At 39.2% G+C, this 25,384-nt stretch carries 17 protein-coding genes and 1 tRNA gene; 16 read left to right on the top strand and 2 right to left on the bottom strand.

Annotated features, from left to right (window positions below; genetic code table 11):
- The first annotated feature begins 233 nt into the window (after positions 1–233).
- Positions 234–1,565, top strand: a complete 1,332-nt coding sequence (locus HMPREF2619_RS08870) for a hemolysin family protein (protein WP_070460785.1) — start codon at positions 234–236, stop codon at positions 1,563–1,565.
- Between the two features lie 86 nt (positions 1,566–1,651).
- Here the strand turns inward: HMPREF2619_RS08870 and HMPREF2619_RS08865 are convergent.
- Positions 1,652–1,722: transfer RNA gene (locus tag HMPREF2619_RS08865), tRNA-Cys, on the bottom strand.
- Between the two features lie 180 nt (positions 1,723–1,902).
- On the opposite strand from HMPREF2619_RS08865, the gene HMPREF2619_RS08860 reads away from it, so the two are divergent.
- The 8 genes from HMPREF2619_RS08860 (at position 1,903) to HMPREF2619_RS08825 (ending at position 18,135) form a co-directional block, all read left to right on the top strand.
- The gene (locus HMPREF2619_RS08860; protein WP_070460783.1) at positions 1,903–3,882 is read left to right on the top strand and encodes a peptide ABC transporter substrate-binding protein; all 1,980 of its coding nucleotides are present in this window, start codon (positions 1,903–1,905) and stop codon (positions 3,880–3,882) included.
- A 65-nt stretch (positions 3,883–3,947) separates the two neighbouring features.
- Complete coding sequence (locus HMPREF2619_RS08855; RefSeq protein WP_070460781.1) at positions 3,948–5,444, top strand: ABC transporter permease; 1,497 nt, start codon at positions 3,948–3,950, stop codon at positions 5,442–5,444.
- Positions 5,444–6,370 (top strand): oligopeptide ABC transporter permease OppC, encoded by a 927-nt coding sequence (gene oppC, locus HMPREF2619_RS08850; protein WP_070460778.1) that lies wholly within the window; start codon positions 5,444–5,446, stop codon positions 6,368–6,370. Before HMPREF2619_RS08855 ends, oppC begins: the two co-directional genes overlap by 1 nt.
- 8 nt (positions 6,371–6,378) lie before the next feature.
- Complete coding sequence (locus HMPREF2619_RS08845) at positions 6,379–7,446, top strand: ABC transporter ATP-binding protein (protein WP_070460776.1); 1,068 nt, start codon at positions 6,379–6,381, stop codon at positions 7,444–7,446.
- A 10-nt stretch (positions 7,447–7,456) separates the two neighbouring features.
- Positions 7,457–8,383 (top strand): ATP-binding cassette domain-containing protein, encoded by a 927-nt coding sequence (locus HMPREF2619_RS08840; RefSeq protein WP_070460774.1) that lies wholly within the window; start codon positions 7,457–7,459, stop codon positions 8,381–8,383.
- 442 nt (positions 8,384–8,825) lie between these two features.
- Positions 8,826–9,809 (top strand): acetylxylan esterase, encoded by a 984-nt coding sequence (locus HMPREF2619_RS08835; protein WP_070460772.1) that lies wholly within the window; start codon positions 8,826–8,828, stop codon positions 9,807–9,809.
- A 370-nt stretch (positions 9,810–10,179) separates the two neighbouring features.
- Entirely contained in the window at positions 10,180–14,277 is a 4,098-nt protein-coding gene (locus tag HMPREF2619_RS08830) for an SIALI-17 repeat-containing surface protein (RefSeq protein WP_261673732.1), read from the top strand.
- A gap of 639 nt (positions 14,278–14,916) precedes the next feature.
- Positions 14,917–18,135 carry an SIALI-17 repeat-containing surface protein gene (locus HMPREF2619_RS08825; RefSeq protein ID WP_070460770.1) on the top strand — a complete coding sequence of 1,073 codons (3,219 nt, stop codon included), beginning with the start codon at positions 14,917–14,919 and terminating at the stop codon, positions 18,133–18,135.
- Between the two features lie 77 nt (positions 18,136–18,212).
- Here the strand turns inward: HMPREF2619_RS08825 and HMPREF2619_RS08820 are convergent, their stop codons facing one another.
- Positions 18,213–19,067: a hypothetical protein gene (locus tag HMPREF2619_RS08820; RefSeq protein WP_070460768.1), complete on the bottom strand. Its 855-nt coding sequence runs from the start codon at positions 19,065–19,067 to the stop codon at positions 18,213–18,215.
- Between the two features lie 255 nt (positions 19,068–19,322).
- Here HMPREF2619_RS08820 and HMPREF2619_RS08815 point away from each other — a divergent pair, with 255 nt between their 5' ends.
- From HMPREF2619_RS08815 to HMPREF2619_RS08785, 7 genes are all read left to right on the top strand, one after another.
- A complete protein-coding gene (locus HMPREF2619_RS08815; RefSeq protein ID WP_001135656.1) occupies positions 19,323–20,021 on the top strand; it encodes an N-acetylmannosamine-6-phosphate 2-epimerase in 699 nt (232 codons plus the stop codon).
- A 117-nt stretch (positions 20,022–20,138) separates the two neighbouring features.
- Positions 20,139–21,464 carry an ABC transporter substrate-binding protein gene (locus HMPREF2619_RS08810; RefSeq protein WP_061863813.1) on the top strand — a complete coding sequence of 442 codons (1,326 nt, stop codon included), beginning with the start codon at positions 20,139–20,141 and terminating at the stop codon, positions 21,462–21,464.
- Positions 21,465–21,697: 233 nt separating this feature from the next.
- Positions 21,698–22,564 (top strand): carbohydrate ABC transporter permease, encoded by an 867-nt coding sequence (locus HMPREF2619_RS08805; protein WP_033587514.1) that lies wholly within the window; start codon positions 21,698–21,700, stop codon positions 22,562–22,564.
- Positions 22,565–22,579: 15 nt separating this feature from the next.
- A complete protein-coding gene (locus tag HMPREF2619_RS08800) occupies positions 22,580–23,422 on the top strand; it encodes a carbohydrate ABC transporter permease (RefSeq protein ID WP_001183246.1) in 843 nt (280 codons plus the stop codon).
- A gap of 200 nt (positions 23,423–23,622) precedes the next feature.
- Entirely contained in the window at positions 23,623–24,075 is a 453-nt protein-coding gene (locus HMPREF2619_RS08795; RefSeq protein ID WP_070460766.1) for a NanQ anomerase/TabA/YiaL family protein, read from the top strand.
- Positions 24,076–24,095: 20 nt separating this feature from the next.
- Positions 24,096–24,746 (top strand): DUF624 domain-containing protein, encoded by a 651-nt coding sequence (locus HMPREF2619_RS08790; RefSeq protein WP_070460764.1) that lies wholly within the window; start codon positions 24,096–24,098, stop codon positions 24,744–24,746.
- Between the two features lie 164 nt (positions 24,747–24,910).
- Positions 24,911–25,384 (top strand): dihydrodipicolinate synthase family protein (locus HMPREF2619_RS08785; RefSeq protein ID WP_186821507.1); only part of this gene is annotated, 474 nt, incomplete at its 3' end.

The raw sequence follows: 25,384 nt of genomic DNA, 5'->3' as shown, positions 1-25,384 counted from the left end.
AAAATCCCAACCTCGTTTTTTATTAGTCATGAACTGTAGAAACGATTGCTTGTTTTTTGCACTTCTGATTTTAAAGAGCTTTTTTAAAGATTCACAAGGCTTGAACTAGGGCGTCGAGACTTGGATTGCGGCTCTCTATTCAGCGCCCCTTTATCATAGAAATTGAAAATTAATGTGTAAAAATTGGAAAATATGGTATAATGGTTTCAATTATACTTTTTAGGAGAAGGAAAATGGAAGACCCGAGCAGTCAGGATTTGTTACTGCAATTTGTTTTATTAGTTGTTTTGACCTTTTTAAATGCCTTTTTCTCTGCAACAGAAATGGCCATGGTTTCACTTAGTCGTTCACGTGTTGAGCAAAAAGCTGAAGAGGGAGATAAACGCTATATCCGTTTACTAAAGGTACTTGAAAACCCGAATCACTTTTTATCAACCATTCAAGTTGGTATCACCTTAATTACGATCTTGTCAGGGGCTAAACTAGCCGATTCACTTGGAGAGTTGATCGCCTCTTGGATGGGAAATAGCGAGACTGCCTATGCGGTAGCTAGCTTCTTATCATTAGCTTTCTTGACCTATATTTCTATCGTTTTTGGCGAGCTTTATCCCAAGCGAATTGCTCTAAATCTTAAGGATGCCTTGGCCATCAGAACAGTACCGTTTATCATTGGTCTCGGTAAGGTTGTGAGTCCCTTTGTATGGATGCTATCCGCATCAACTAACCTTTTGAGTCGTTTGACACCGATGACATTTGACGATGCAGATGAAAAAATGACTCGGGATGAGATTGAGTATATGCTAACTAAGAGTGAAGAAACCTTGGATGCTGATGAAATTGAAATGTTGCAGGGGATTTTCTCACTCGACGAGCTCATGGCACGTGAAGTCATGGTTCCTCGAACAGATGCCTTTATGGTAGATATTCAGGATGATACTCAAACTATTATCCAAAGTATCTTGAAACAGAACTTTTCTCGTATTCCTGTTTATGATGGTGACAAGGACAATGTAATTGGTTTGGTTCATACCAAGAGCCTCCTTAAAGAAGCCTTTGTCAGCGGATTTGACAATATCGTCTGGAAGCGAATCTTACAAGATCCACTCTTTGTACCTGAAACGATTTTTGTGGATGATTTATTAAAAGAGTTCAGAAATACTCAAAGACAGATGGCAATCCTTTTGGATGAGTATGGTGGTATGGCTGGTCTAGTTACACTAGAGGATCTTCTTGAGGAGATTGTCGGAGAGATTGATGACGAAACTGACCGTGCTGAGGTTTACGTTCATACTATTGGTGAGAATACCTATATTGTTCAAGGTACGATGAACTTGAACGACTTCAATAGTTATTTCGATGTTGAACTTGAAAGTGATGATGTAGATACAATTGCTGGTTATTATTTGACTGGTGTAGGGACTATTCCAACAACTGAAAAACTTAGCTATGAATTGGAAAGTGCAAACAAACATATTACATTGACTAATGACAAAGTCAAAAATGGTCGTGTGACCAAGCTGAAGGTTCAAATTCAAGAACTCGAATCAGAAGAAGAAACAGAATAGAACAAAAGCTTTATCAGAGCAGAACTGATAAAGCTTTTTTAGTAGTCAAAAAGAAAAGACTCCTGTAGGAGCCTTTGATAATATAGAGGCGGTAGACGGATTTGAACCGACGATCAAGCTTTTGCAGAGCCGTGCCTTACCACTTGGCTATACCGCCTTAACTTTTATTATTATACCTTTTAAATTAAATCTCGTCAATAGTTTCTTTTCTGAAAATGTAAGTTTTCCTGTTTGCAAAAGGTATGCGACAAAATATTCTGAAAATTCGTTTACTTTTTTGAGCTGTTGTGGTATAATAAGCATTATCTTATTAATTTCAAAAGAGGAGTTAAGTAATATGAAAAAAAGTCGGATTTTTGCAGTAGCAGGCGTAGCCCTACTTGCAACAGGTGTTCTCGCCGCTTGCGGTTCCTCCAAATCATCTAATGCTGAGGCTCCAAAAGCCTACGGATATGTGTATACAGCTGATCCAGAAACATTGGACTACCTTATCTCTGGTAAACAAAGTACAAAAGTTGTCACTTCAAATGGTATCGATGGACTCTTTACAAATGATAAATATGGTAACCTTACTCCTGCAGTTGCAGAAGACTGGTCAGTGTCTCAAGATGGATTGACATACACTTATAAGATTCGTAAAGGTGTAAAATGGCTCACATCTGATGGTGAAGAATACGCAGAAGTAACTGCAAAAGACTTTGTTACAGGTTTGAAACACGCAGCTGATAAGAAATCAGAAGCATTGTATCTTGCTCAAGATTCTGTAAAAGGTTTGGCAGATTATGTGGCTGGAAACTCAACTGACTTTTCAACTGTTGGTGTAAAAGCTGTTGACGATTACACTCTTCAATACACTTTGAACAAACCAGAGCCATACTGGAACTCTAAAATGTCTTATGCAATCTTCTGGCCTTTGAATGCAGAATTTGAAAAATCAAAAGGCTCAGACTTTGGTAAGTCAACAGATCCAACATCATTGCTTTACAATGGACCTTTCTTGCTTAAAGGGTTGACTGCTAAGTCTTCTGTTGAGTTTGTAAAGAATGAGCAATATTGGGATAAAGATAATGTTCACTTAGACACTGTGACGCTTGCGTTCTATGATGGTTCAGACCAAGAATCAATCGAACGTAACTTTACAAGCGGTGCATACAGTTATGCCCGTCTCTTCCCAACAAGTTCAAATTATTCTAAAATAGCAGAAACATACAAAGACAATATTTACTATACTCCACAAGGAGCTGGTATTGCTGGTTTGGGTGTTAATATTGACCGTCAAAGCTATAAATATACATCAAAAACAACTGACGAAGAAAAGACTTCTACTAAGAAAGCCCTTCTTAATAAAGACTTCCGTCAAGCTTTGAACTTTGCATTTGATCGGACATCATACTCTGCACAACTTAATGGTGAAGATGGGGCAGCCCTTTCTGTTCGTAACCTCTTCGTAAAACCAGACTTTGTTACTGCGGGTGAAAAAACCTTCGGTGACTTGGTTACCGAGAAAGTTGTTTCTTATGGTGATGAGTGGAAAGATGTAAACTTTGCAGATGGGCAAGATGGTCTTTACAATGCTGATAAAGCAAAAGCAGAATTTGCTAAAGCTAAGAAAACTTTGGAAGCAGATGGCGTGAAATTCCCAATTCACTTGGATATTCCAGTTGACCAAACTGCTAAGAGCTACATTGCTCGTATTCAGTCCTTTAAACAATCTGTTGAAAAAGTTCTTGGTGAAGAAAATGTAGTCATCGACATTCAACAAGTAACAAAGGATGAATTATTTAACATCACTTATTATGCTCCGAATGCAGCAGCTGAGGATTGGGATCTATCAGGAGCTGTTGGATGGAATCCAGACTATCAAGATCCATCAACTTACCTTGATATCTTGCAAACAAGTAATAGCGAGCAAACAAAAACTTACATGGGCTATGATAATCCATCAAACCCAGCGGTTGCTCAAGTTGGTTTGAAAGACTACGACAAGTTGCTTGAAGAAGCTGGTAGTGAAACAACTGATCTTAATAAACGTTATGAGAAATATGCAGCAGCTCAAGCTTGGTTGACAGATAGCTCACTATTCCTTCCAGCTATGTCATCTTCAGGAGCGGCACCAGTTATCTCTCGTGTAGTACCATTCTCAGCCTCTTACACTCAATCTGGTGATAAAAGTTCAGATGTATACTTCAAGTACCTTAAATTGCAATCTAACACTGTAACAACCAAGGAGTACAAAGAAGCTCGTGAAAAATGGCTCAAAGAAAAAGCTGAATCAAATGAAAAAGCTCAAAAAGAGTTAGCGAGTCATGTGAAATAAATAATGCTCATCAGAACTTTCTCTCCTAAAGGAGAAGGTTCTTTTGGGATTTAAAAGGAAATAATATGAAAAAATATGTTTTTATGCGTATCTTGCGGTCGTTGGTTTCTATTTTCTTAGTAACGACCTTGATTTACACAATCATCTATACGATGGTTCCACGGAAGTTGATCTTCAAACAAGATACTAACTACAATAAAATTGCAACAACGGCTGATAAACGTGATAACTATGAAAATACCGTTTTTGAGCGTATGGGTTATATCGAATATTACGATACGAAAGAGTTGCAGGAAAAAGCTAGTAGCATTGATTCTTCTGTTACAGTAGATGCAAATGATACAAATAAAGCTATCTATGAAAAATATATCCAACAACTTGGTAATGGTTGGACTCTAGGTGAGTTTACAGAGAGTGGACAATTCTACGCTACACGTGAAATTCCAATTTTTGAACGTGTGTTCAAATTCTATGCAAACTTGCTTGATATTGACCATACAAACAAGATTCAAGATCCAGAAAATCCAAACTTAGAGCGTTATTTGCGTTTTGAGAATGACCCTGCTATCGGCTGGTCTCTTGTGGGTTCAGGTACTAAACATAAATACCTCTTGTACTTCAATAGTCAGTTCCCATTTGTTCACCAAAACTTTGTGAACTTGAACCTAGGAGATTCTTACCCAACATACGCTAACACTCCTGTACTTCAGGTTATTACACAAGGACAAGGACAAACAAAGACTTCTGAAGTCCAATTCCCAACTGGTAAGAAAACATCATCAGTTAACATTTACTCAAGAACTTATAAATCTCCGAGTCAAGCTGATGCTCGTGAAGTAGCGAACTACGGTAAAGATGATCCATATACTGCTACTGAGAGCAACTATCAGTATCCATCTATGATTGCAAGTTCTGCTATCACTGGTTTGATTGGTCTTTCGATTTCATACGCGATTGCGATTCCTCTTGGTTCAGCAATGGCTCGTTTCAAAAATACTTGGATTGATAGTTTCTCTACAGGGACTCTAACTTTCTTGTTGGCACTTCCAACGATTGCCTTAGTTTATATTATTCGTTTGATTGGTTCTTCAATCGGCTTCCCAGACTCATTCCCAATCTTGGGTGCTGGTGATTGGCGTTCTTATGTCCTTCCTGCCGTGATTCTGGGCTTGTTAGGAGCACCTACTATGGCAATTTGGATTCGCCGTTATATGATTGACTTGCAATCACAAGATTTCGTTCGTTTTGCTCGTGCAAAAGGTTTGTCTGAAAAAGAGATTTCTGATAAGCATATCTTTAAAAATGCTATGGTACCACTTGTTTCTGGTATTCCAGGTGCTATCATTGGTGTTATTGGTGGAGCAACTCTTACTGAAACAGTCTTCGCCTTCCCAGGTATGGGTAAAATGTTGATCGACTCTGTAAAGGCTTCAAACAATAATATGGTAGTTGGTCTCGTCTTTATCTTCACTTGTGTTTCAATCTTCTCAAACCTTATTGGAGATATTTGGATGACCATTATTGACCCACGTATTAAATTGACAGAGAAAGGAGGCAAATAATGTCTACAATTAGTAATGAAAAATTTCAGTTTGTAAAACGTGATGATTATGCCTCTGAAGCAATTGATGCTCCTGCCTACTCATACTGGGGTTCTGTCTTTAGACAGTTTTTGAAGAAGAAATCAACAGTAATCATGCTAGGTATCTTGATTGCAATTGTTTTGATGAGTTTCATTTACCCAATGTTCTCTGATTTTGACTTCAATGATGTAAGTAAGGTAAATGATTTTAGCGCTCGTTACATTAAACCAAATGCTGAGTATTGGTTTGGTACAGATAGTAATGGTAAATCTCTCTTTGATGGTGTCTGGTTTGGAGCTCGTAACTCTATCTTGATTTCTGTCATTGCGACCTTTGTCAACCTTTTTATCGGTGTTGTTATTGGTGGAATTTGGGGAATCTCAAAATCAGTTGACCGTATCATGATGGAAGTCTACAACGTTATCAACAATATCCCATCACTTTTGATCGTTATTGTTTTGACTTACTCTATCGGTGCAGGTTTCTGGAATTTGATCTTTGCCATGAGTGTAACCACTTGGATTAGTGTTGCCCATTCAATTCGTATCCAAATGTTACGTTACCGTGATTTAGAGTATAACCTTGCTTCACGAACCTTGGGAACACCAAGTTATAAGATTATTGTGAAAAACATTATGCCACAATTGGTATCTGTTATTGTTACGAGTACGTCGCAAATGCTTCCATCCTTTATCTCATATGAAGCTTTCCTATCATTCTTTGGACTTGGATTGCCGATTACAGTACCAAGTTTGGGACGTTTGATTTCAGATTATTCTCAGAACGTAACAACCAATGCATATCTCTTCTGGATTCCATTGACAACTTTGGTCTTGGTATCCTTATCCCTTTTCGTAGTAGGTCAAAACCTAGCGGATGCTAGTGATCCACGTACACATAGATAGGAGTAGACATGATAAAAGGAAAAAATGTAATTTTGACTGCTCAAGATATTGTCGTGGAATTTGATGTTCGTGACAAGATTTTGACAGCTATTCGAGGTGTCTCCATCGATTTGATTGAGGGAGAGGTCCTTGCTTTAGTTGGGGAGTCAGGTTCAGGTAAATCAGTTTTGACAAAAACATTCACAGGAATGTTGGAAGAAAATGGTCGTATTGCACAAGGTAGTATTAATTACCGTGGACAAGATTTGACAGCCTTATCTTCTCATAAAGAATGGGAAAGTATTCGTGGTGCGAAGATTGCAACTATCTTCCAAGATCCGATGACCAGTCTAGACCCAATCAAGACAATCGGAAGTCAAATCACAGAAGTTATTGTTAAACACCAAGGCAAGACTGCTCAAGAAGCTAAAGAGATGGCTATTGACTATATGAATAAAGTTGGTATTCCAGATTCTGAGAAACGTTTTGACGAGTATCCATTCCAATATTCTGGGGGAATGCGTCAACGTATTGTTATTGCGATTGCTCTTGCCTGTCGTCCAGACATTCTTATCTGTGATGAGCCGACAACAGCTCTTGACGTGACCATTCAGGCACAGATTATTGATTTGTTGAAGTCACTTCAACACGAATACCACTTTACAACAATCTTTATCACCCACGACCTAGGTGTAGTAGCAAGTATCGCTGATAAAGTTGCGGTTATGTATGCTGGTGAAATCATCGAGTATGGTACTGTTGAAGAAATCTTCTACGACCCACGTCATCCATATACATGGAGCCTCTTGTCGAGCTTGCCTCAACTTGCGGATGACAAAGGTGAATTGTACTCAATCCCTGGAACACCTCCATCGCTTTATACTGAATTGAAGGGAGATGCTTTTGCTCTTCGTTCAGATTATGCTATGAAGATTGACTTTGAGGAAAAAGCACCTCAGTTTGCAGTATCTGATACTCATTGGGCTAAGACATGGTTGCTTCATGAACAAGCTCCAAAAGTTGAAAAACCATCGGTGATTGCAGATTTACACGACAAGATTCGTGAAAAGATGGGCTTTACACATCTTGAGGACTAGGAGGAAGGAAATGTCTGAAAAATTAGTAGAAATTAAAGACTTAGAAATTTCCTTCGGTGAAGGAAGCAAAAAGTTTGTCGCTGTTAAAAATGCGAACTTCTTTATCAACAAAGGAGAAACTTTCTCACTTGTTGGAGAGTCTGGTAGTGGTAAGACAACAATTGGTCGTGCTATTATCGGTCTTAATGATACTAGCAAAGGTGATATCATCTTTGAAGGTAAAAAAATTAATGGTAAAAAATCACGTGAACAAGCTTCGGAATTAATTCGTCGTATCCAAATGATTTTCCAGGACCCTGCTGCAAGTTTGAATGAACGTGCAACAGTTGACTATATCATTTCTGAAGGTCTTTATAACTACCATTTATTTAAAGATGAAGAAGAAAGAAAAGAAAAAGTCCAAAATATCATTCGTGAAGTGGGACTTTTGGCTGAACACTTGACACGTTACCCACATGAGTTCTCAGGTGGACAACGTCAACGTATCGGGATTGCCCGTGCCTTGGTTATGCAACCTGACTTCGTTATTGCGGATGAGCCAATTTCAGCCTTGGACGTTTCAGTACGTGCCCAAGTTTTGAACTTGCTCAAGAAATTCCAAAAAGAATTAGGATTGACTTATCTCTTTATCGCCCACGATTTGTCAGTAGTTCGTTTCATTTCTGATCGTATTGCGGTAATTTATAAGGGTGTCATTGTTGAAGTGGCTGAAACTGAAGAATTGTTTAACAATCCAGTTCATCCATATACACAGGCACTTCTATCAGCTGTTCCTATTCCAGACCCAATCTTGGAACGTAAAAAAGTTTTGAAAGTCTATGATCCAGATCAACATGATTATGAAACTGATAAGCCTTCTATGGTAGAAATTCGTCCAGGTCACTATGTTTGGGCAAACCAAGCAGAGTTGGAACGCTATAAAAAAGAGTTGAAATAAGAAAGAGTTTTGTAATCTTGATAGAACAATTCTATTAAGATTATGAAACTTTTTTATTTTTGTAAAAAACTAGTTTAAAGATAGACAACTATATACCCGAGAACATGCTAATACTCAATGAAAATCAAAGAGCAAACTAGGAAGCTAGCCGCAGGTTGCTCAAAGCACGGCTTTGAGGTTGCAGATAAAGCTGACGTAGTTTGAATTTGATTTTTGAAGAGTATAAGATTAGTCTTCAATGACAATTGGATGAGAGATCAAAGAAGCTGTTTTCCTTGAAAGTGTATTGAATCTAGACAGAATGGAATAGATAAAACTACTTTCAGATAAGCTTTTATGAATCTTCAAAATTAAAATCACTTTCTATTTAAAAATCCATCTTGCAAAGCATACCTATATGTGCTAGAGTTATGGTAACGGTTACAAAATTAAGGAGGGTTTTATGAGAAATCCAGCACTAATAGAAGAAATGAAAACATACAAAGGAAGGGATGAAGTTCCTCATGATTTTGATGATTTTTGGGATGGGGAGATTGATAAGGTTTCGGTCCTGCCAGATTACCAACTAGAAGAACGAAACTTTCATATTCCAAATGTGAAGTGTTATGAGTTAACCTTTAAAGGTACCCGTGATGGTCTTGTTTATGCGCGTATAGTCTTACCAAAATCAGAAAAGAAAGTACCGGTCATTTTCCACTTCCATGGTTATATGGGACGTTGCTGGGATTGGACAGATATGCTAGCCTTTACAGTAGCTGGTTATGGTGTCGTATCGATGGATGTTCGTGGACAATCTGGATACTCACAAGATGGCTTACGCTCACCACTCGGAAATACAGTTAAGGGCCAAATCATTCGTGGTGCAGTAGAAGGAAAAGAGCAACTCTTCTATAAAGATGTCTATCTAGATATCTATCAGTTGATTGAAATTGTCGCTAGTTTCCCACAAGTGGATGAGGGGCAATTAGCAAGCTATGGAGCTTCTCAAGGAGGGGCACTAGCTCTAGTGGCTGCGGGGCTAAATCTACGTATCAAGCGTACAGTTGCTATTTATCCATTCTTATCAGACTTTAGACGGGTACTCGAGATTGGAAATACCAGCGAAGCCTATGATGAACTCTTTCGTTATTTTAAGTTCCATGATCCATTCCATGAGACAGAAGAGCAGATTATGGAGACGCTCGCCTATATCGATGTAAAAAATCTTGCCCATCGCATTAAGGGGGAAGTTCGAATGATTACTGGGCTTGATGATGATGTTTGCTATCCAATCACTCAGTTTGCTATTTACAACCGTTTGACTTGTGAAAAGAGTTATCGTATCATGCCTGAATACGCTCATGAGGCCATGAATGTTCATGTCAATGATCAAGTTTACAATTGGTTGTGTGGTAGTGAGATCCCCTTTACCTATCTTGGTCACTAAAAATTGAAAAAAAGCTCTGTAGTTTCGAATAAACTACAGGTTTTTCTTTATGTGATCCAGATAATGAGAAAGTAGTTTCAGGTAGTTTGAAACTTCTAAATATCTTTGAAAGTAGAATCTATTATAGATTATAAAGTCTAAAATTTAGAATATTTATTATATAATATGATTAAGATAAAATGTGAAAGGAGTATAGCTAGTTGCGAATCTTTTAACATGGAATTTATAAAAGAGCAACAGCATTTCATCTACAAAGAATGGCAATTTCATTCAATAATACAGTTTCTTATTTGCAGCTAGTCTGAAAGGCTAAAAATTTTAAGCAAAAAAGAAAGCGCTTTATTTTTTTAAAAATAACGGAAGGGAACACATGAATCAGAGAGATTTTAATAGAAAACAGAGATATGGAATTCGGAAATTTGCAGTTGGAGCAGCTTCAGTAGTGATTGGAGCGGTTGTTTTTGGTGCTGCACCGGCTTTGGCTCAAGAGGCGCCATCAACGAATGGTGAAACAGCGGGGCAATCTTTGCCAGAATTGTCTAAGGAAGTAGAGACAGGAAGTCTAGCTAATTTAGATAAGGAACCTGCAGGCCAAGTAACCACAGTAAATAATAGTGGAACAGAAGTGAGCCGTGAAGAGTTGCAAGCAAACCCAGGGTCTGAAAAACCAACAGAAACAGAAGCATCAAACGAAACTCCAGCTACAGAGAGTGAAGACGAAGTTGGAAACATTCCGCGTGACTTTTATGCAAGAGAGTTGGAAAATGCCAATACTGTTATAGAGAAGGAAGATGTTGAAACCAATCCTTCAAACGGTCAAAGAGTTGACATGAAAGAGGAACTAGATAAGCTTAAAAAACTTCAAAATGCGACCATTCATATGGAGTTTAAGCCAGATGCATCTGCTCCACGTTTTTACAACCTTTTCTCAGTTTCTAGTGACACCAAAGTAAATGAGTATTTCACTATGGCCATCCTTGATAACACAGCTATCGTTGAAGGTCGTGATGCAAATGGAAACCAATTCTATGGTGATTATAAAACTGCTCCTTTGAAAATTAAGCCAGGTGAGTGGAACTCTGTAACCTTCACAGTTGAAAGACCAAATGCAGACCAACCAAAAGGTCAAGTTCGTGTCTATGTAAATGGTGTCTTGTCGCGCACAAGTCCTCAGTCTGGTCGTTTCATCCAAGACATGCCAGATGTCAACCATGTGCAAATCGGTACAACGAAACGCACAGGCAAAAACTTCTGGGGCGCTAATCTTAAAGTCCGTAATCTAACTGTTTATGATCGTACCCTTTCACCAGAAGAAGTTAAAAAACGTAGCCAACTTTTTGAAAGAGGAGAGTTGGAGAAGAAACTTCCTGAAGGAGCAGAAGTTACTGATAAACTGGACGTTTTTGAAGGTGGTGAGAACCGCAAGCCAAATAAAGATGGTATTGCAAGCTACCGTATTCCAGCCCTGCTGAAAACTGATAAAGGAACCTTGATTGCTGGTGCAGATGAGAGACGCTTGCATCACTCTGACTGGGGTGATATCGGTATGGTTGTTCGTCGTAGTGATGATAAGGGCAAAACATGGGGAGATAGAATTGTCATCTCAAATCCTCGTGATAATGAGAATGCTAAGAATCCAGAATGGCCATCACCAGTCAACATTGACATGGCCCTAGTCCAAGATCCGAAAACTAAGAGAATCTTTTCAATTTATGATATGTTCCTTGAAGGTAAGGCTGTATTTTCTCTTCCAGGAAAAGCACCACAAGCCTATGAACAAATTGGGGACAAGGTATACCAAGTCTTGTACAAACAAGGTGATGCAGGACGTTATACAATTCGTGAAAATGGTGAAGTCTTCGACCCTGAAAATAGAAAGACAGAATACCGTGTTGTAGTTGATCCTAAGAAGCCAGCCTATAGTGATAAGGGGGATTTGTATAAAGGTGAAGAACTGATTGGTAATGTCTACTTTGATTATAGTGACAAGAATATCTTTAGAGTTTCAAATACCAACTATCTCTGGATGTCTTATAGTGATGACGATGGTAAAACTTGGTCTGCACCAAAAGATATTACATATGGAATTCGTAAGGATTGGATGCATTTCTTAGGTACTGGACCTGGTACAGGTATTGCCTTGCATTCAGGACCTCACAAAGGACGTCTGGTTATCCCAGTCTATACGACAAATAACGTATCCTACCTAAGTGGATCCCAGTCTTCACGCGTCATTTACTCGGATGACCATGGTGAAACTTGGCAAGCAGGTGAAGCGGTCAATGATAACCGTCCAGTAGGCAACCAAACAATTCACTCTTCAACCATGAATAATCCAGGTGCTCAAAATACTGAGTCAACTGTTGTTCAGTTGAATAATGGAGACCTCAAACTCTTCATGCGTGGATTGACAGGAGATTTGCAGGTTGCAACAAGTAAGGATGGCGGAGCAACTTGGGAAAAAGATGTGAAGCGCTATGCGGATGTCAAAGATGTCTACGTTCAAATGTCTGCTATTCATACGGTACAAGATGGTAAGGAATATATCGTCCTCAGTAACGCAGGTGGGCCAGGACGCTACAATGGTCTGGTGCACTTGGCACGTGTGGAAGCTAATGGGGATCTAACTTGGCTCAAGCACAATCCAATTCAAAGTGGTAAATTTGCTTATAACTCCTTGCAAGATCTTGGAAATGGTGAATTTGGCTTGCTTTATGAGCATGCGACTGCCACTCAAAATGAATACACCTTGTCTTATAAGAAATTCAACTGGGATTTCTTAAGCAAGGATAGAATTTCTCCAACAAAAGCAACTGTGAAAAATGCTGTGGAGATGAGCAAAAATGTCATTGCTTTAGAATTTGATTCTGAAGTATTGGTGAATCGGCCACCAGTTCTTAAACTGGCAAATGGTAATTTTGCAACATTCTTGACGCAATACGATACAAAAACATTGCTTTTCGCAGTTAACAAGGAAGATATTGGTCAAGAAATTACAGAAATCATTGATGGTGCAATTGAGAGCATGCATAATTTACCTGTAAGTCTTGAAGGTGCAGGAGTTCCTGGTGGTAAAAATGGAGCAAAAGCAGAAATCCATGAAGTTCCAGAATTTACAGGTGCAGTCAATGGTGAAGGTACAGTTCACGAGGATCCAGCCTTTGAAGGTGGCATCAACGGTGAGGAAGCAGCCGTTCATGATGTGCCAGACTTCTCAGGTGGTGTGAACGGCGAAGTAGCCGCTATTCATGAAGTTCCAGAAATAGAGGTCGAAGAAAATCCACCGGGAACTATTCATGAAGTCCCAGAATTTGAAGGCGGTGTCAATGGTGCTGAAGCAGCCATTCATGAGATTCTGGACTTCGAAGGTGGTGTGAACGGCGAGGAAGCAGCGATCCATGAAGTTCCAGAAGGTAGTCTAGTAGAAAGCTCAAAAGGGGAGTCTGTCATTCATGACGTTCCAGCTTTTGAAGGTGGCGTCAATGGTGAGGAAGCAACTACATCAGAAAGCCCAGCCTTTGAAGGTGGTGTGAATGCAGTAGAATCAGCTAAGTCAGACACTTCAGCCTTCGAAGGTGGTGTCAATGGTGAGGAAGGAGCTAAGGCAGAAAGTCCAGAGTTCGAAGGCGGTGTGAATGCAGTAGAATCAGCTAAGTCGGACACTTCAGCCTTTGAAGGTGGTGTCAATGGTGAGGAAGCAACTACATCAGAAAGCCCAGAATTTGAGGGTGGCGTCAATGCAGTAGAATCAGCTAAGTCAGAAATTCCGGAGTATACAGGTGGCGTCAATGCAGTAGAATCAGCTAAGTCAGAAATTCCGGAGTATACAGGTGGTGTGAATGGAGTGGAGGCCGCTAAGTTAGAAACTCCAGAATACACAGGTGGTGTCAACGGAGTAGAGTCTGCTAAGTTAGAAGTTCCAGAGTATGCAGGTAGCGTCAATGGAGTAGAAGCCGCTAAGTTAGAAGTTCCAGAATACATAGGTGGCGTGAATGGAGTAGAGGCCGCTAAGTTAGATTCTCCAGAATACACAGGTGGCGTGAATGGAGTAGAGGCCGCTCAGTTAGAAGTTCCAGAATACACAGGTGGCGTCAACGGAGTAGAGTCTGCTAAGTTAGAAGTTCCAGAGTACACAGGTGGCGTGAATGGAGTAGAAGCAGCAAGTTCAGAACTTCCAGCCTATGAAGGTGGCACTAATGCGGTAGAGGCTGCAAGCACAGATATTCCAGCATATGTAGGTGGTGTAAACAGTGCTGAAGCTGCTGTCCATGAGATTTCAGAGTATAAGGGAGAACAATCTATTGTGGTTCAGGCCATGGCAGAGGATAAAACTTATCAAGCCCCTGCTGCTCATCAGCATCTCCTCCCTGAAACAGGAAGTGAAAATGTTGCTCCTCTCGCTTCGCTCGGACTTGTAGGCATGCTCCTAGGTATGTTTGCCATGGGTAAGAAAAAAGAAGATCAATGAAATAGTTAAAACTAACGAAATTCATAGAGAAATTTGATCTTATATTAGAAAGGGTCGTGACTAGAACTAGTTACGGCCTTTTTGATCTAGATAAATCAGGAGTCAAATAGTTAATACTCTTCGAAAATCTCTTCAAACCACGTCAGCTTCGCCTTACCGTATATATGTTACTGCCTTCGTCAGTTCTATCCACAACCTCAAAACGGTGTTTTGAGCAACCTGCGGCTATCTTCATAGTTTGCTCTTTGATTTTCATTGAGTATAAGTTTGAGATAAAGTTCATTAAAAAACGATTCAACTGGATGAAGCAATTTTATGTTAGAAAAATCCAAAGCGTCCGAAAGTAGTTTCAAATGTCCAATTTTATATTTCTAAAACTGAAAGTAAAATCTGTTCTATATTCATCTATCTTAAAATAGAGAAATTTATTATATAATGAGAATAAGATAAAATTTGAAAGGAGTAGGAGACTCTAGTTAACGATGGCATGATGATAGATTGTTGATCGTTAAGTGAGAGAAAATTTGAAAGAGCGAGTGTAACCCTTCGTGAAAAAGTAATTTTTGTCATTTAGTCAGATGACTAAAAATTTTAATCAAAAAAGAAAGCGCTTTATTTTTAAAAATGAAAGGAAGAAAGATGAAGCATAATCAGTTGGAGAGAAAACAACGATACGGAATTCGCAAATTTACAGTAGGAGCCGCTTCAGTCGTTATTGGAGCAGTTGTTTTTGGTGCATCGCCAGTATTGGCACAAGAAGCAACAGCTACCAATAAGGAAACGACAGAACTAGGAGTAGAGAAGGATCAGGCAGAAAAAGCAGTAGATACTGAAAAGAGTGCGACAGAGTCTAATGGGGTAGATACAGTCACACATACATCTACAGAAGCACATACTGGAACAGAGACAACTGCAACGGCAGAGACAACTGCAACAGCAGAAACGGCAGAAGCAACTAGAGAAATCGAAAAAGATCCAGCTTCACTTCCACGTGATTACTATGCTAGAGAGTTGGAAAATGTCAATACTGTTCTTGAAAGGGAAGATGTAGAGACTAATGCTGCAAATAGCAATAGAATTGATCTGACAGAGCAACTGGACAAACTGAAACAGCTTCAAAATGCGACCATTCATATGGAGTTCAAACCAGATGCTTCTGCACCAGCATTTTACAACCTTTTCTCAGCCTCAAGTGATACGGTTCGAAATGAATATTTCACCATGGCTGTTTATAACAACGTTGCCTTGATTGAGGGCCGCGATCAAAACGGCGACCAATTTTATGATAGATACACAGACGCACCATTAACAGTCAAACCAGGTCAGTGGAATTCAGTAACCTTTACAGTTGAAAGACCAAGTGCAGATTCTCCAGATGGACAAGTTCGTCTCTATGTAAATGGAGTCTTGTCACGAACAAGTAAGAAATCAGGACGCTTTATCAAAGATATGCCTGATGTAAATCATATGCAAATTGGTACCACAAATCGTGCAGGAAGTATGGTTTGGGGGGCAGGCTTACAAGTTCGTAATCTAACTGTTTACGATCGTGCCTTGAGTCCAGAAGAAGTTCAAAATCGTAGCTACCTCTTTGAAAGATCCGAATTAGAGAAAAAGCTTCCAGAAGGAGCTGAGATAACAGATAAAAAGGATGTCTTTGAAGCTGGTAAAAATGGGCAGTCAAATCCAGATGGTATTAATAGCTATCGTATTCCAGCCCTCCTTAAGACTGACAAGGGAACTCTGATTGCTGGAGCTGACGAACGCCGATTGCACCACTATGACTGGGGAGATATCGGTATGGTCGTCAAACGAAGTGAAGATCAGGGCCAAACATGGGGCGATCGTATCACACTTACGAATCTACGCGACAATCCAAAAGCTACTGATCCATCTGTTGGTTCACCAGTAAATATCGATATGGTTTTAGCCCAAGATACTGAAACCAAACGAATCTTTTCAGTCTATGATATGTTCCCAGAAGGAAAAGGTATCTTTGGGATGTCAGCTGAAAAAGAGGAAGCTTATAAAGAAATTGATGGGAAAACCTACCAAATTCTCTATCGTGAAGGAGAAAATGGGGCCTATACTATTCGTGAAAATGGTGTAGTCTACACACCAGATGGTCAGGCAACGGATTACCGTGTTGTTGTAAATCCTGTCAAGCCGGCTTATAGCGATAAAGGTGATCTTTATCAGGGTGAGCAGTTACTAGGAAATATCTACTTTACAAGTAATAAAACTTCTCCATTTAGAATTGCTAAAGACAGCTACCTATGGATGTCTTACAGTGATGATGATGGTAAGACTTGGTCAGCTCCTCAAGATATTACCCCAATGGTCAAAGCTGATTGGATGAAATTCTTAGGTGTGGGACCTGGAGTGGGCATTACCCTCCAGAATGGACCTCATAAAGGTCGGATCGTCGTTCCTGTCTATACGACGAATAGAACAAACCACCTCAATGGTTCTCAATCATCTCGTATCATCTACTCAGATGACCATGGTAAGACTTGGCATATGGGTGGCGGTGTCAATGATAACCGTACACTTTATGATGGTACAGTAGTTGATTCAAGTAACATGAACAATTACTATGCTCAAAACACGGAGGCTTCAGTTGTTCAGCTGAACAATGGTCAGTTGAAACTCTTTATGCGTGGTTTGACAGGTGATTTGCAGGTTGCGACAAGTTATGATGGTGGTATTACATGGGACAACTATGTAGCACGCTATGATGTGCCAGATGTTTATGTTCAAATGGCAGCGACTCATACGGTTCAAGATGGTAAGGAGTATATCCTTCTAGCAAATGCCAATGGCCCAGGTCGTAAGAATGGTTACATTCGAGTGGCTCGTGTAGAAGAAGATGGCGAGTTGACTTGGCTGCATCATCATTTGATTCAAGAAGGGGAGTATGCCTATAACTCACTTCAACAGATCGGACCAAAAGAATTTGGTCTCTTGTACGAACATCATGAAGCTGGAGGCAATCCTTATACTCTATCCTTCAAGAAATTCAACTGGGATTTCTTAACGAAGGAAAGAATTTCTCCTAAAGAAGCCAAAGTTAAAAATGTTATTGAAAAATGGCCAGGAATTCTTGCAGTAGAATTTGATTCAGAAGTTTTGGTTAACAAAATCCCAACACTTCAGTTGGCAAATGGTAAAAAAGTAAACTTCATGACCCAGTACGATACTAAGACTCTTCTATTTACAATAGACAAGTCAGATCTTGGTCAGGAGATAACTGGACTTGCTTCTGGAGCTATCGAGAGTATGCACAACCTTCCAGTGAGTCTTGAAGGAGCAGGCATTCCTGGAGCTGCCAACGGTAGTGAAGCTGCTGTTAACGAAGTACCAGAATTCACAGGTAGTGTTAATGGTGTAGAAGCTGCGACTGCTGAACTTCCAGAATTTACTGGTGGAGTCAATGGTAGTGAAGCAGCTGTAACGGAGCTCCCAGAGTATACTGAACCTATTGGTACAGTAGGTGTAGAAGCAGCAAAAGCAGAATCTCCAGAATTTGCAGGTGGAGTCAATGGTAGCGAAGCAGCTGTACATGAAGTCCCAGCATTCACAGGCAGTGTGAAGAATGACGTCGCGTCAACAGAAAAACCAGGATTTGTAGGCGATGTCAAAGGTTCAGAAATAGCGAGCGCAAAAAATCCAGATCACAAAGGTCAGCAGTCTATTGTATCTCAGGTTATGGCACAAGATAAGACCTATCAAGCACCTGCAGTTCATCAAGATGTTCTTCCTAAGACAGGAAGTAAAGATGCCACTGCCCTTGCATCAGTAGGGCTTGTGGGGATGCTCCTTGGTATGTTTGCTTTGGGGAAGAGAAAAGAAGATTGAGAAAATAATTCTAATCATTTGACTTTATAAAAATAGAAAGAGGTAATGGGAATAAAATCACACTACCTCTTTTTAAATTATTCATATTTTTGAAAGTTATATGCGTCGTAAAAAAATTTTACAAAATTTTTAAAATGAACCGTATGTATTCCAGTTTTGTAGGCATTCCCCTCAATGATAAAATCATCTACCAGTGAATCCAAATTATTTAATCGTATAATTCTATGTTGCATTTTGAATCTATTCTTTAATGGATCTACAGGGAATATAACTCCGAAATTTTCACACTCTAAATTGGAATTAATTTTACATGATACGAAATATTCGAGTAGTGCTGCCTGAAATGTTTGAATGACAAAACAATCATAGCCTTTTTTTCCTGCATCTACGCAGACAAGAAAATTTTTTATTCGAAATTCATTTTCAGACGAGAATACTAGTGGGCAATCGGAACGAAAAATTTTTTCATTTTTCTTACTTTTTTTCTTTAATTTTTCAAATTTAAGTATATTAGTCAAATTTTCAATGTTATCGGTGTTTTCAAGTTGATCATCTATTGAATAAATTAATTTCACATTTTTCAATTTTGTGTTTTGATTTGTAGTGAATTGAAGATTACCTATTTCTGAAAAAGCAAAATATGGAAAAGTGTGATTCCCCTTTGGAAGTGATGCATAATTTCCTAGAGGTATTGAAGCTACTACGTCTTTTTTGTGAACAATTTTTTCCTCTAAAATTACATCGTTAACCTTAAAATCACCATTTTTATTTTGAAAAGCTTGCCAAATAGCGTTGACAATCAATCCTGTAGCTATATTTAAAAAATAGGGATTATTTTGTATATTTGCAAAATAGTTAGGAAATTGTTGGAGGAAAGAATCCACAGCGTCGTTGCCAATTAAATCTATAATAACTTTTTTTAGTTCATCCATTATAAATCACTTCCAATCATTATAATTGATTTTATTATACACTTTTTTGTAAAAAAAGATAGAGTGATTCAATCGGTATAATAAATCCCTATAGAATATTCAAATCACAAGGTCCCTGAAACTACTTTCAGAAGAAACTGTTGCATAAAATTGTTTTGAAACTCCAATCTATTCTAGCACAAGTTATTGAAAGCGCTTTAATAATAAGTTATAATAGTCACATAAACACAAAGGAAAAGAAAAGGAGGAAAGTTGATGCCACAAATTAGTAAAGAAGCCTTGATTGAACAAATCAAAGATGGAATCATCGTTTCTTGTCAGGCACTTCCTCATGAACCGCTTTACACAGAAGCGGGAGGAGTTATCCCCTTGTTGGTGAAAGCAGCTGAACAAGGTGGTGCAGTCGGTATCCGAGCAAACAGTGTTCGAGATATTAAGGAGATTAAAGAGGTCACTAAACTTCCGATTATAGGAATTATTAAACGTGATTATCCACCACAGGAACCATTCATCACAGCGACTATGAGAGAGGTAGATGAACTAGCAGCTCTTGACATCGAAGTCATTGCTCTTGACTGTACCAAACGTGAACGTCATGATGGTTTAGAGATCCAAGAATTTATCCGCCAAATCAAAGAAAAATATCCAAATCAACTCTTGATGGCTGACACAAGTACCTTTGAGGAAGGTCTAACAGCAGTTGAAGCGGGAATTGACTTTGTTGGAACAACCTTGTCAGGTTACACTTCTTACAGTCCAAAAGTGGACGGGCCAGACTTTGAACTCATCAAGAAACTCTGCGACGCAGGGGTGGACGTCATCGCCGAAGGTAAGATTCACACACCAGAACAAGCTAAGCAAATCCTAGGTTACGGGGTGCGAGGTATCGTAGTTGGTGGCGCTATTACTAGACCAAAAGAGATCACGGAACGATTTGTTGCGGGTCTTAAATAACACAATATAAAAAACGAGGAGAGTGGTTGATTAGTAGGAAAAAATGAAAACGTATACAAAGTCCACATTACTCATTATCCGATTCGGATACGCTTATCATCATTTAGGAGAATACAAATGAAATTTAAAAAACTAGCTTGTACAGTACTTGCGGGTGCTGCGGTTCTATCTCTTGCTGCTTGTGGCAAATCAGATGCAAACAAAGATGCGGCTAGCTCAGGTAGTGACAGTGGAAAAACTGAAATCACTTGGTGGGCATTCCCAGTCTTTACTCAAGAAAAAACTGGCGATGGTGTAGGAACTTATGAAAAATCTATCATCGAAGCTTTTGAAAAAGCAAATCCAGATGTTAAAGTTAAACTAGAAACAATCGACTTCAAATCTGGACCTGAAAAGATCACTACAGCAATCGAAGCTGGAACTGCGCCAGACGTACTCTTTGACGCACCAGGACGTATCATCCAATACGGTAAAAATGGTAAATTGGCTGAGTTGAATGACCTCTTTACAGATGAATTTGTGAAAGATGTTAACAACGAAAATATCATCCAAGCAAGTAAAGCTGGTGATAAAGCTTACATGTATCCAATCAGTTCTGCACCATTCTACATGGCGATGAACAAGAAAATGTTGGAAGATGCAGGAGTTGCAAACCTTGTAAAAGAAGGTTGGACAACTGATGACTTTGAAAAAGTTTTGAAAGCGCTTAAAGATAAAGGGTATACACCAGGTTCATTGTTCAGTTCAGGTCAAGGGGGAGACCAAGGAACACGTGCCTTCATCGCTAACCTTTATGGCGGTTCTGTAACTGACAAAGATGTAACCAAGTATACAACTGACGATCCTAAATTCGTTAAAGGTCTTGAAAAAGCATCAAGCTGGATCAAAGATGGTTTGTTGAACAACGGTTCACAATTTGACGGTGGAGCAGATATCCAAAACTTTGCAAACGGTCAAACTTCTTACACAATCCTTTGGGCACCAGCTCAAAATGGTATCCAAGCTAAACTTTTGGAATCAAGTAAAGTAGAAGTGGTAGAAGTACCATTCCCATCTGATTCAGGCAAACCAGCTCTTGAATACCTTGTAAATGGATTTGCAGTATTTAACAACAAAGACGAAAAGAAAGTCGCAGCAGCTAAGAAATTCATCCAATTCATCGCAGATGACAAAGAATGGGGTCCTAAAGACGTAGTTCGTACAGGCGCATTCCCAGTTCGTACTTCATTTGGAAAACTTTATGATGACAAACGTATGGAAACAATCGGTAGCTGGACTCAATACTACTCACCATACTACAATACAATCGACGGCTTTGCTGAAATGAGAACACTTTGGTTCCCAATGTTGCAAGCTGTATCAAATGGTGACGAACAACCTGCTGCAGCATTGAAAGCATTCACTGAAAAAGCGAATGAAACAATCAAAAAAGCAGCTAAATAATAAGCCCTAAATAAAAACTGAGTTCCCCCCTTTTCCCTGAGCATATCTGTGTATGAAAAGGGGGACTTTTGTTTGAAATAGAAGCAACTGACAGGTCAAAATTAAAATGAAGTTTTTACATTGACGAATCTTAGAAAAATTTCATTTTGATTTTAGATCAGGGTCAGATAACAGTCAAAAAAACAAAACTATGTGAAAGTGAGGTGCCGACTGTGAAAATCAATAAAATTCGCATGCGGGAAACTATTATTTCCTACGCATTCCTAGCACCAGTATTAATCTTCTTTACCGTCTTCGTTTTAGCTCCAATGATCATGGGCTTCATCACAAGTTTCTTTAACTACTCGATGACAAGCTTTGAGTTTGTTGGCTTGGACAACTACATTCGTATGTTTAAAGACCCTGTCTTTACAAAATCTTTGATTAATACCGTAATCTTGGTTATTGGGTCTGTACCAGTCGTTGTACTCTTCTCGCTCTTTGTAGCATCACAAACTTACCAACAAAATGCCGTTGCTAGATCTTTCTATCGTTTCGTATTCTTCCTTCCTGTAGTAACAGGTAGTGTTGCCGTAACAGTAGTATGGAAATGGATCTACGATCCACTATCAGGTATTTTGAACTTCGTGCTTAAGTCAAGCCATATCATCAGCCAAAACATTTCTTGGTTGGGAGATAAAAACTGGGCTTTGATGGCGATTATGATTATTCTCTTGACAACATCAGTTGGTCAACCAATCATTCTTTACATCGCTGCAATGGGTAATATTGATAACTCACTTGTAGAAGCAGCGCGTGTTGACGGTGCGACTGAGTTCCAAGTATTCTGGAAGATTAAATGGCCAAGCCTTCTTCCAACAACTCTTTATATCGCAATCATTACAACCATCAACTCATTCCAATGTTTCGCCTTGATTCAATTGTTGACATCTGGTGGTCCAAACTACTCAACAAGTACACTTATGTACTACCTCTACGAAAAAGCCTTCCAATTGACTGAATATGGCTATGCCAATACTATTGGTGTATTCTTGGCAGTTATGATTGCCCTTGTCAGCTTCGCTCAATTCAAGATCCTCGGAAACGATGTAGAATACTAAGGAAAGGAGACAGCTATGCAACCTACACAACAAAAGAAACCATTAACAGCCTTTACTGTTATTTCAACAATCATTTTGCTCTTGTTGACTGTACTGTTTATCTTCCCATTCTACTGGATCTTGACAGGTGCATTCAAATCACAACCAGATACCATTATGATTCCACCACAATGGTTCCCTAAAGCTCCAACCATGGAGAACTTCCAACAATTGATGGTGCAAAACCCAGCCTTGCAATGGATGTGGAACTCAGTGTTCATTTCTTTAGTAACGATGTTCTTGGTTTGTGCAACCTCTTCACTAGCGGGTTATGTCTTGGCTAAGAAACGTTTCTATGGACAACGCATTCTCTTTGCAATCTTCATCGCTGCCATGGCCCTTCCAAAACAAGTTGTCCTTGTACCATTGGTACGTATCGTTAACTTTATGGGAATCCACGACACTCTTTGGGCAGTTATCTTACCGTTAATCGGATGGCCATTTGGGGTCTTCCTCATGAAACAGTTCAGTGAAAACATTCCTACAGAATTGCTTGAATCTGCTAAAATCGATGGATGTGGCGAGATTCGTACATTCTGGAGCGTAGCCTTCCCTATCGTGAAGCCAGGATTTGCAGCACTTGCAATCTTTACCTTCATCAATACTTGGAATGACTACTTCATGCAATTGGTAATGTTGACTTCACGTCAAAACTTGACCATCTCACTCGGGGTTGCAACTATGCAGGCCGAGATGGCAACCAACTACGGTTTGATCATGGCTGGTGCTGCCCTTGCAGCTGTGCCAATCGTAACGGTCTTCCTTGTCTTCCAAAAATCCTTCACTCAAGGGATTACTATGGGAGCTGTCAAAGGATAGTACTCTGCGAAAATTGAATATAGTACAATCTGTTTATCAGTATGCAGAAGTATAGTTGATAGACTAAGAGAATATAGGCTATATAAGTGTCTACAAAATGGAGAGTAGTTCCTTACTTCTTGAAGTTTTGTTAGACACTTATAAACTTACTGGCTAGACATTTTGTGTCTGAAGATAACAATCAGGTAAAGGAAATTACTATGATTTTTGATGATTTAAAAAATATCACCTTTTATAAAGGGATTCATCCAAATCTCGATAAGGCCATTGATTATCTCTACGAGCATCGAAAAGAGTCTTTTGAACTTGGGAAATATGAGATTGATGGGGATAAGGTCTTTCTAGTTGTGCAGGAAAATGTTCTCAACCAAGAAGAAAATGATCGTTTTGAGCATCATAAAAAATATGCAGATTTGCATTTGTTGGTTGAAGGACATGAGTACTCTAGCTATGGTTCTCGTGTCAAAGATGAGGCTGTAGCCTTTGATGAAGCTAGCGATATAGGATTTGTCCATTGTCATGAACAATACCCACTCTTGTTGGGTTATCACAATTTTGCAGTTTTCTTCCCAGGGGAGCCTCATCAACCTAATGGTTATGCAGGTATGGAAGATAAAGTTCGCAAATATTTATTTAAAATTTTAATCGATTAGTCAGTTAGGAGGAGCAAACAATGGCACATAAAGGATCTGGATTGATAAAAGCGGCATTTGATACGGATAACTTTCTGATGCGTTTTTGCGAGAAAGTTTTAGATATTGTGACGGTTAATCTACTCTTTGTTGTGTCTTGTTTGCCAATTGTGACGATCGGAGTAGCGAAAATCAGTCTCTATCAGACAATCTTTGAAGTTAAGAGTAGTCGACGTGTTCCTGTTTTTAAAACTTATATGAGAGCCTTTAAGCAAAATTTGAAATTAGGTCTCCAGTTAGGTTTGTTGGAACTAGGAATTTTTCTGATCAGTGTAGTTGACTTATCTCTATTCTGGGGGCAAACCAGCCTAGGCTTCCAGCTCATTAAAGCTATTTGCTTAGGAATTCTGATATTTTTAACCTTAGTCATGTTGGCTAGCTATCCAATTGCAGCACGCTATGACTTGACTTGGAAAGAAGTTCTTCAAAAGGGCTTGCTTTTGGTCAGCTTTAACTTCGTGTGGTTCTTCTTGATGTTCGCAATTATTTTATTAATCATGATGCTTCTCTATCTATCAGGCTTCACTCTAGTGCTTGGTGGTTCAGCATTTCTACTTTTTGGCTTTGGCCTTCTTGCTTTTTGCCAAGCTGGATTAATGGAAAAATTGTTTGCTAAATATCAGGCAGATTGAAAACGTTATGAAACTACTTTCAAACAAGAAAAGCTATGGGAGATGAATAGAAATTAAAATCTAAGTGGCTGAGATGTATTGAAAGCGCTTTTCACAAGGTGTATACTAAAATAGTAAAAAATCATCTGCCAAGAGCAGAAAATAAGAAATCTTAGGAGAAATCTATGTCAGATTTAAAAAAATATGAAGGTGTCATTCCTGCCTTCTACGCATGTTATGATGATGCGGATGAAGTAAGCCCAGAACGTACTCGTGCCTTGGTGCAATACTTCATTGATAAAGGTGTTCAAGGGCTTTATGTCAATGGTTCTTCAGGTGAATGTATCTACCAAAGCGTAGAAGACCGCAAATTGATCTTGGAAGAAGTCATGGCAGTTGCTAAAGGTAAATTGACCATCATTGCTCATGTGGCTTGCAACAATACTAAAGACAGTATGGAACTTGCTCGCCATGCTGAAAGCTTGGGGGTAGATGCTATTGCAACAATCCCACCAATTTACTTCCGTTTGCCTGAGTACTCAGTTGCTAAATACTGGAACGACATCAGTGCAGCAGCACCAAATACAGACTACGTTATCTACAACATTCCTCAATTGGCAGGTGTTGCCTTGACTCCAAGTCTTTACACAGAAATGTTG

This window comes from Streptococcus sp. HMSC074B11 (assembly GCF_001808705.1).
GTDB lineage: Bacteria > Bacillota > Bacilli > Lactobacillales > Streptococcaceae > Streptococcus.
Note: the sequence above shows the minus strand (reverse complement) of the source record. Positions and strands in the feature narration are given on the sequence as shown.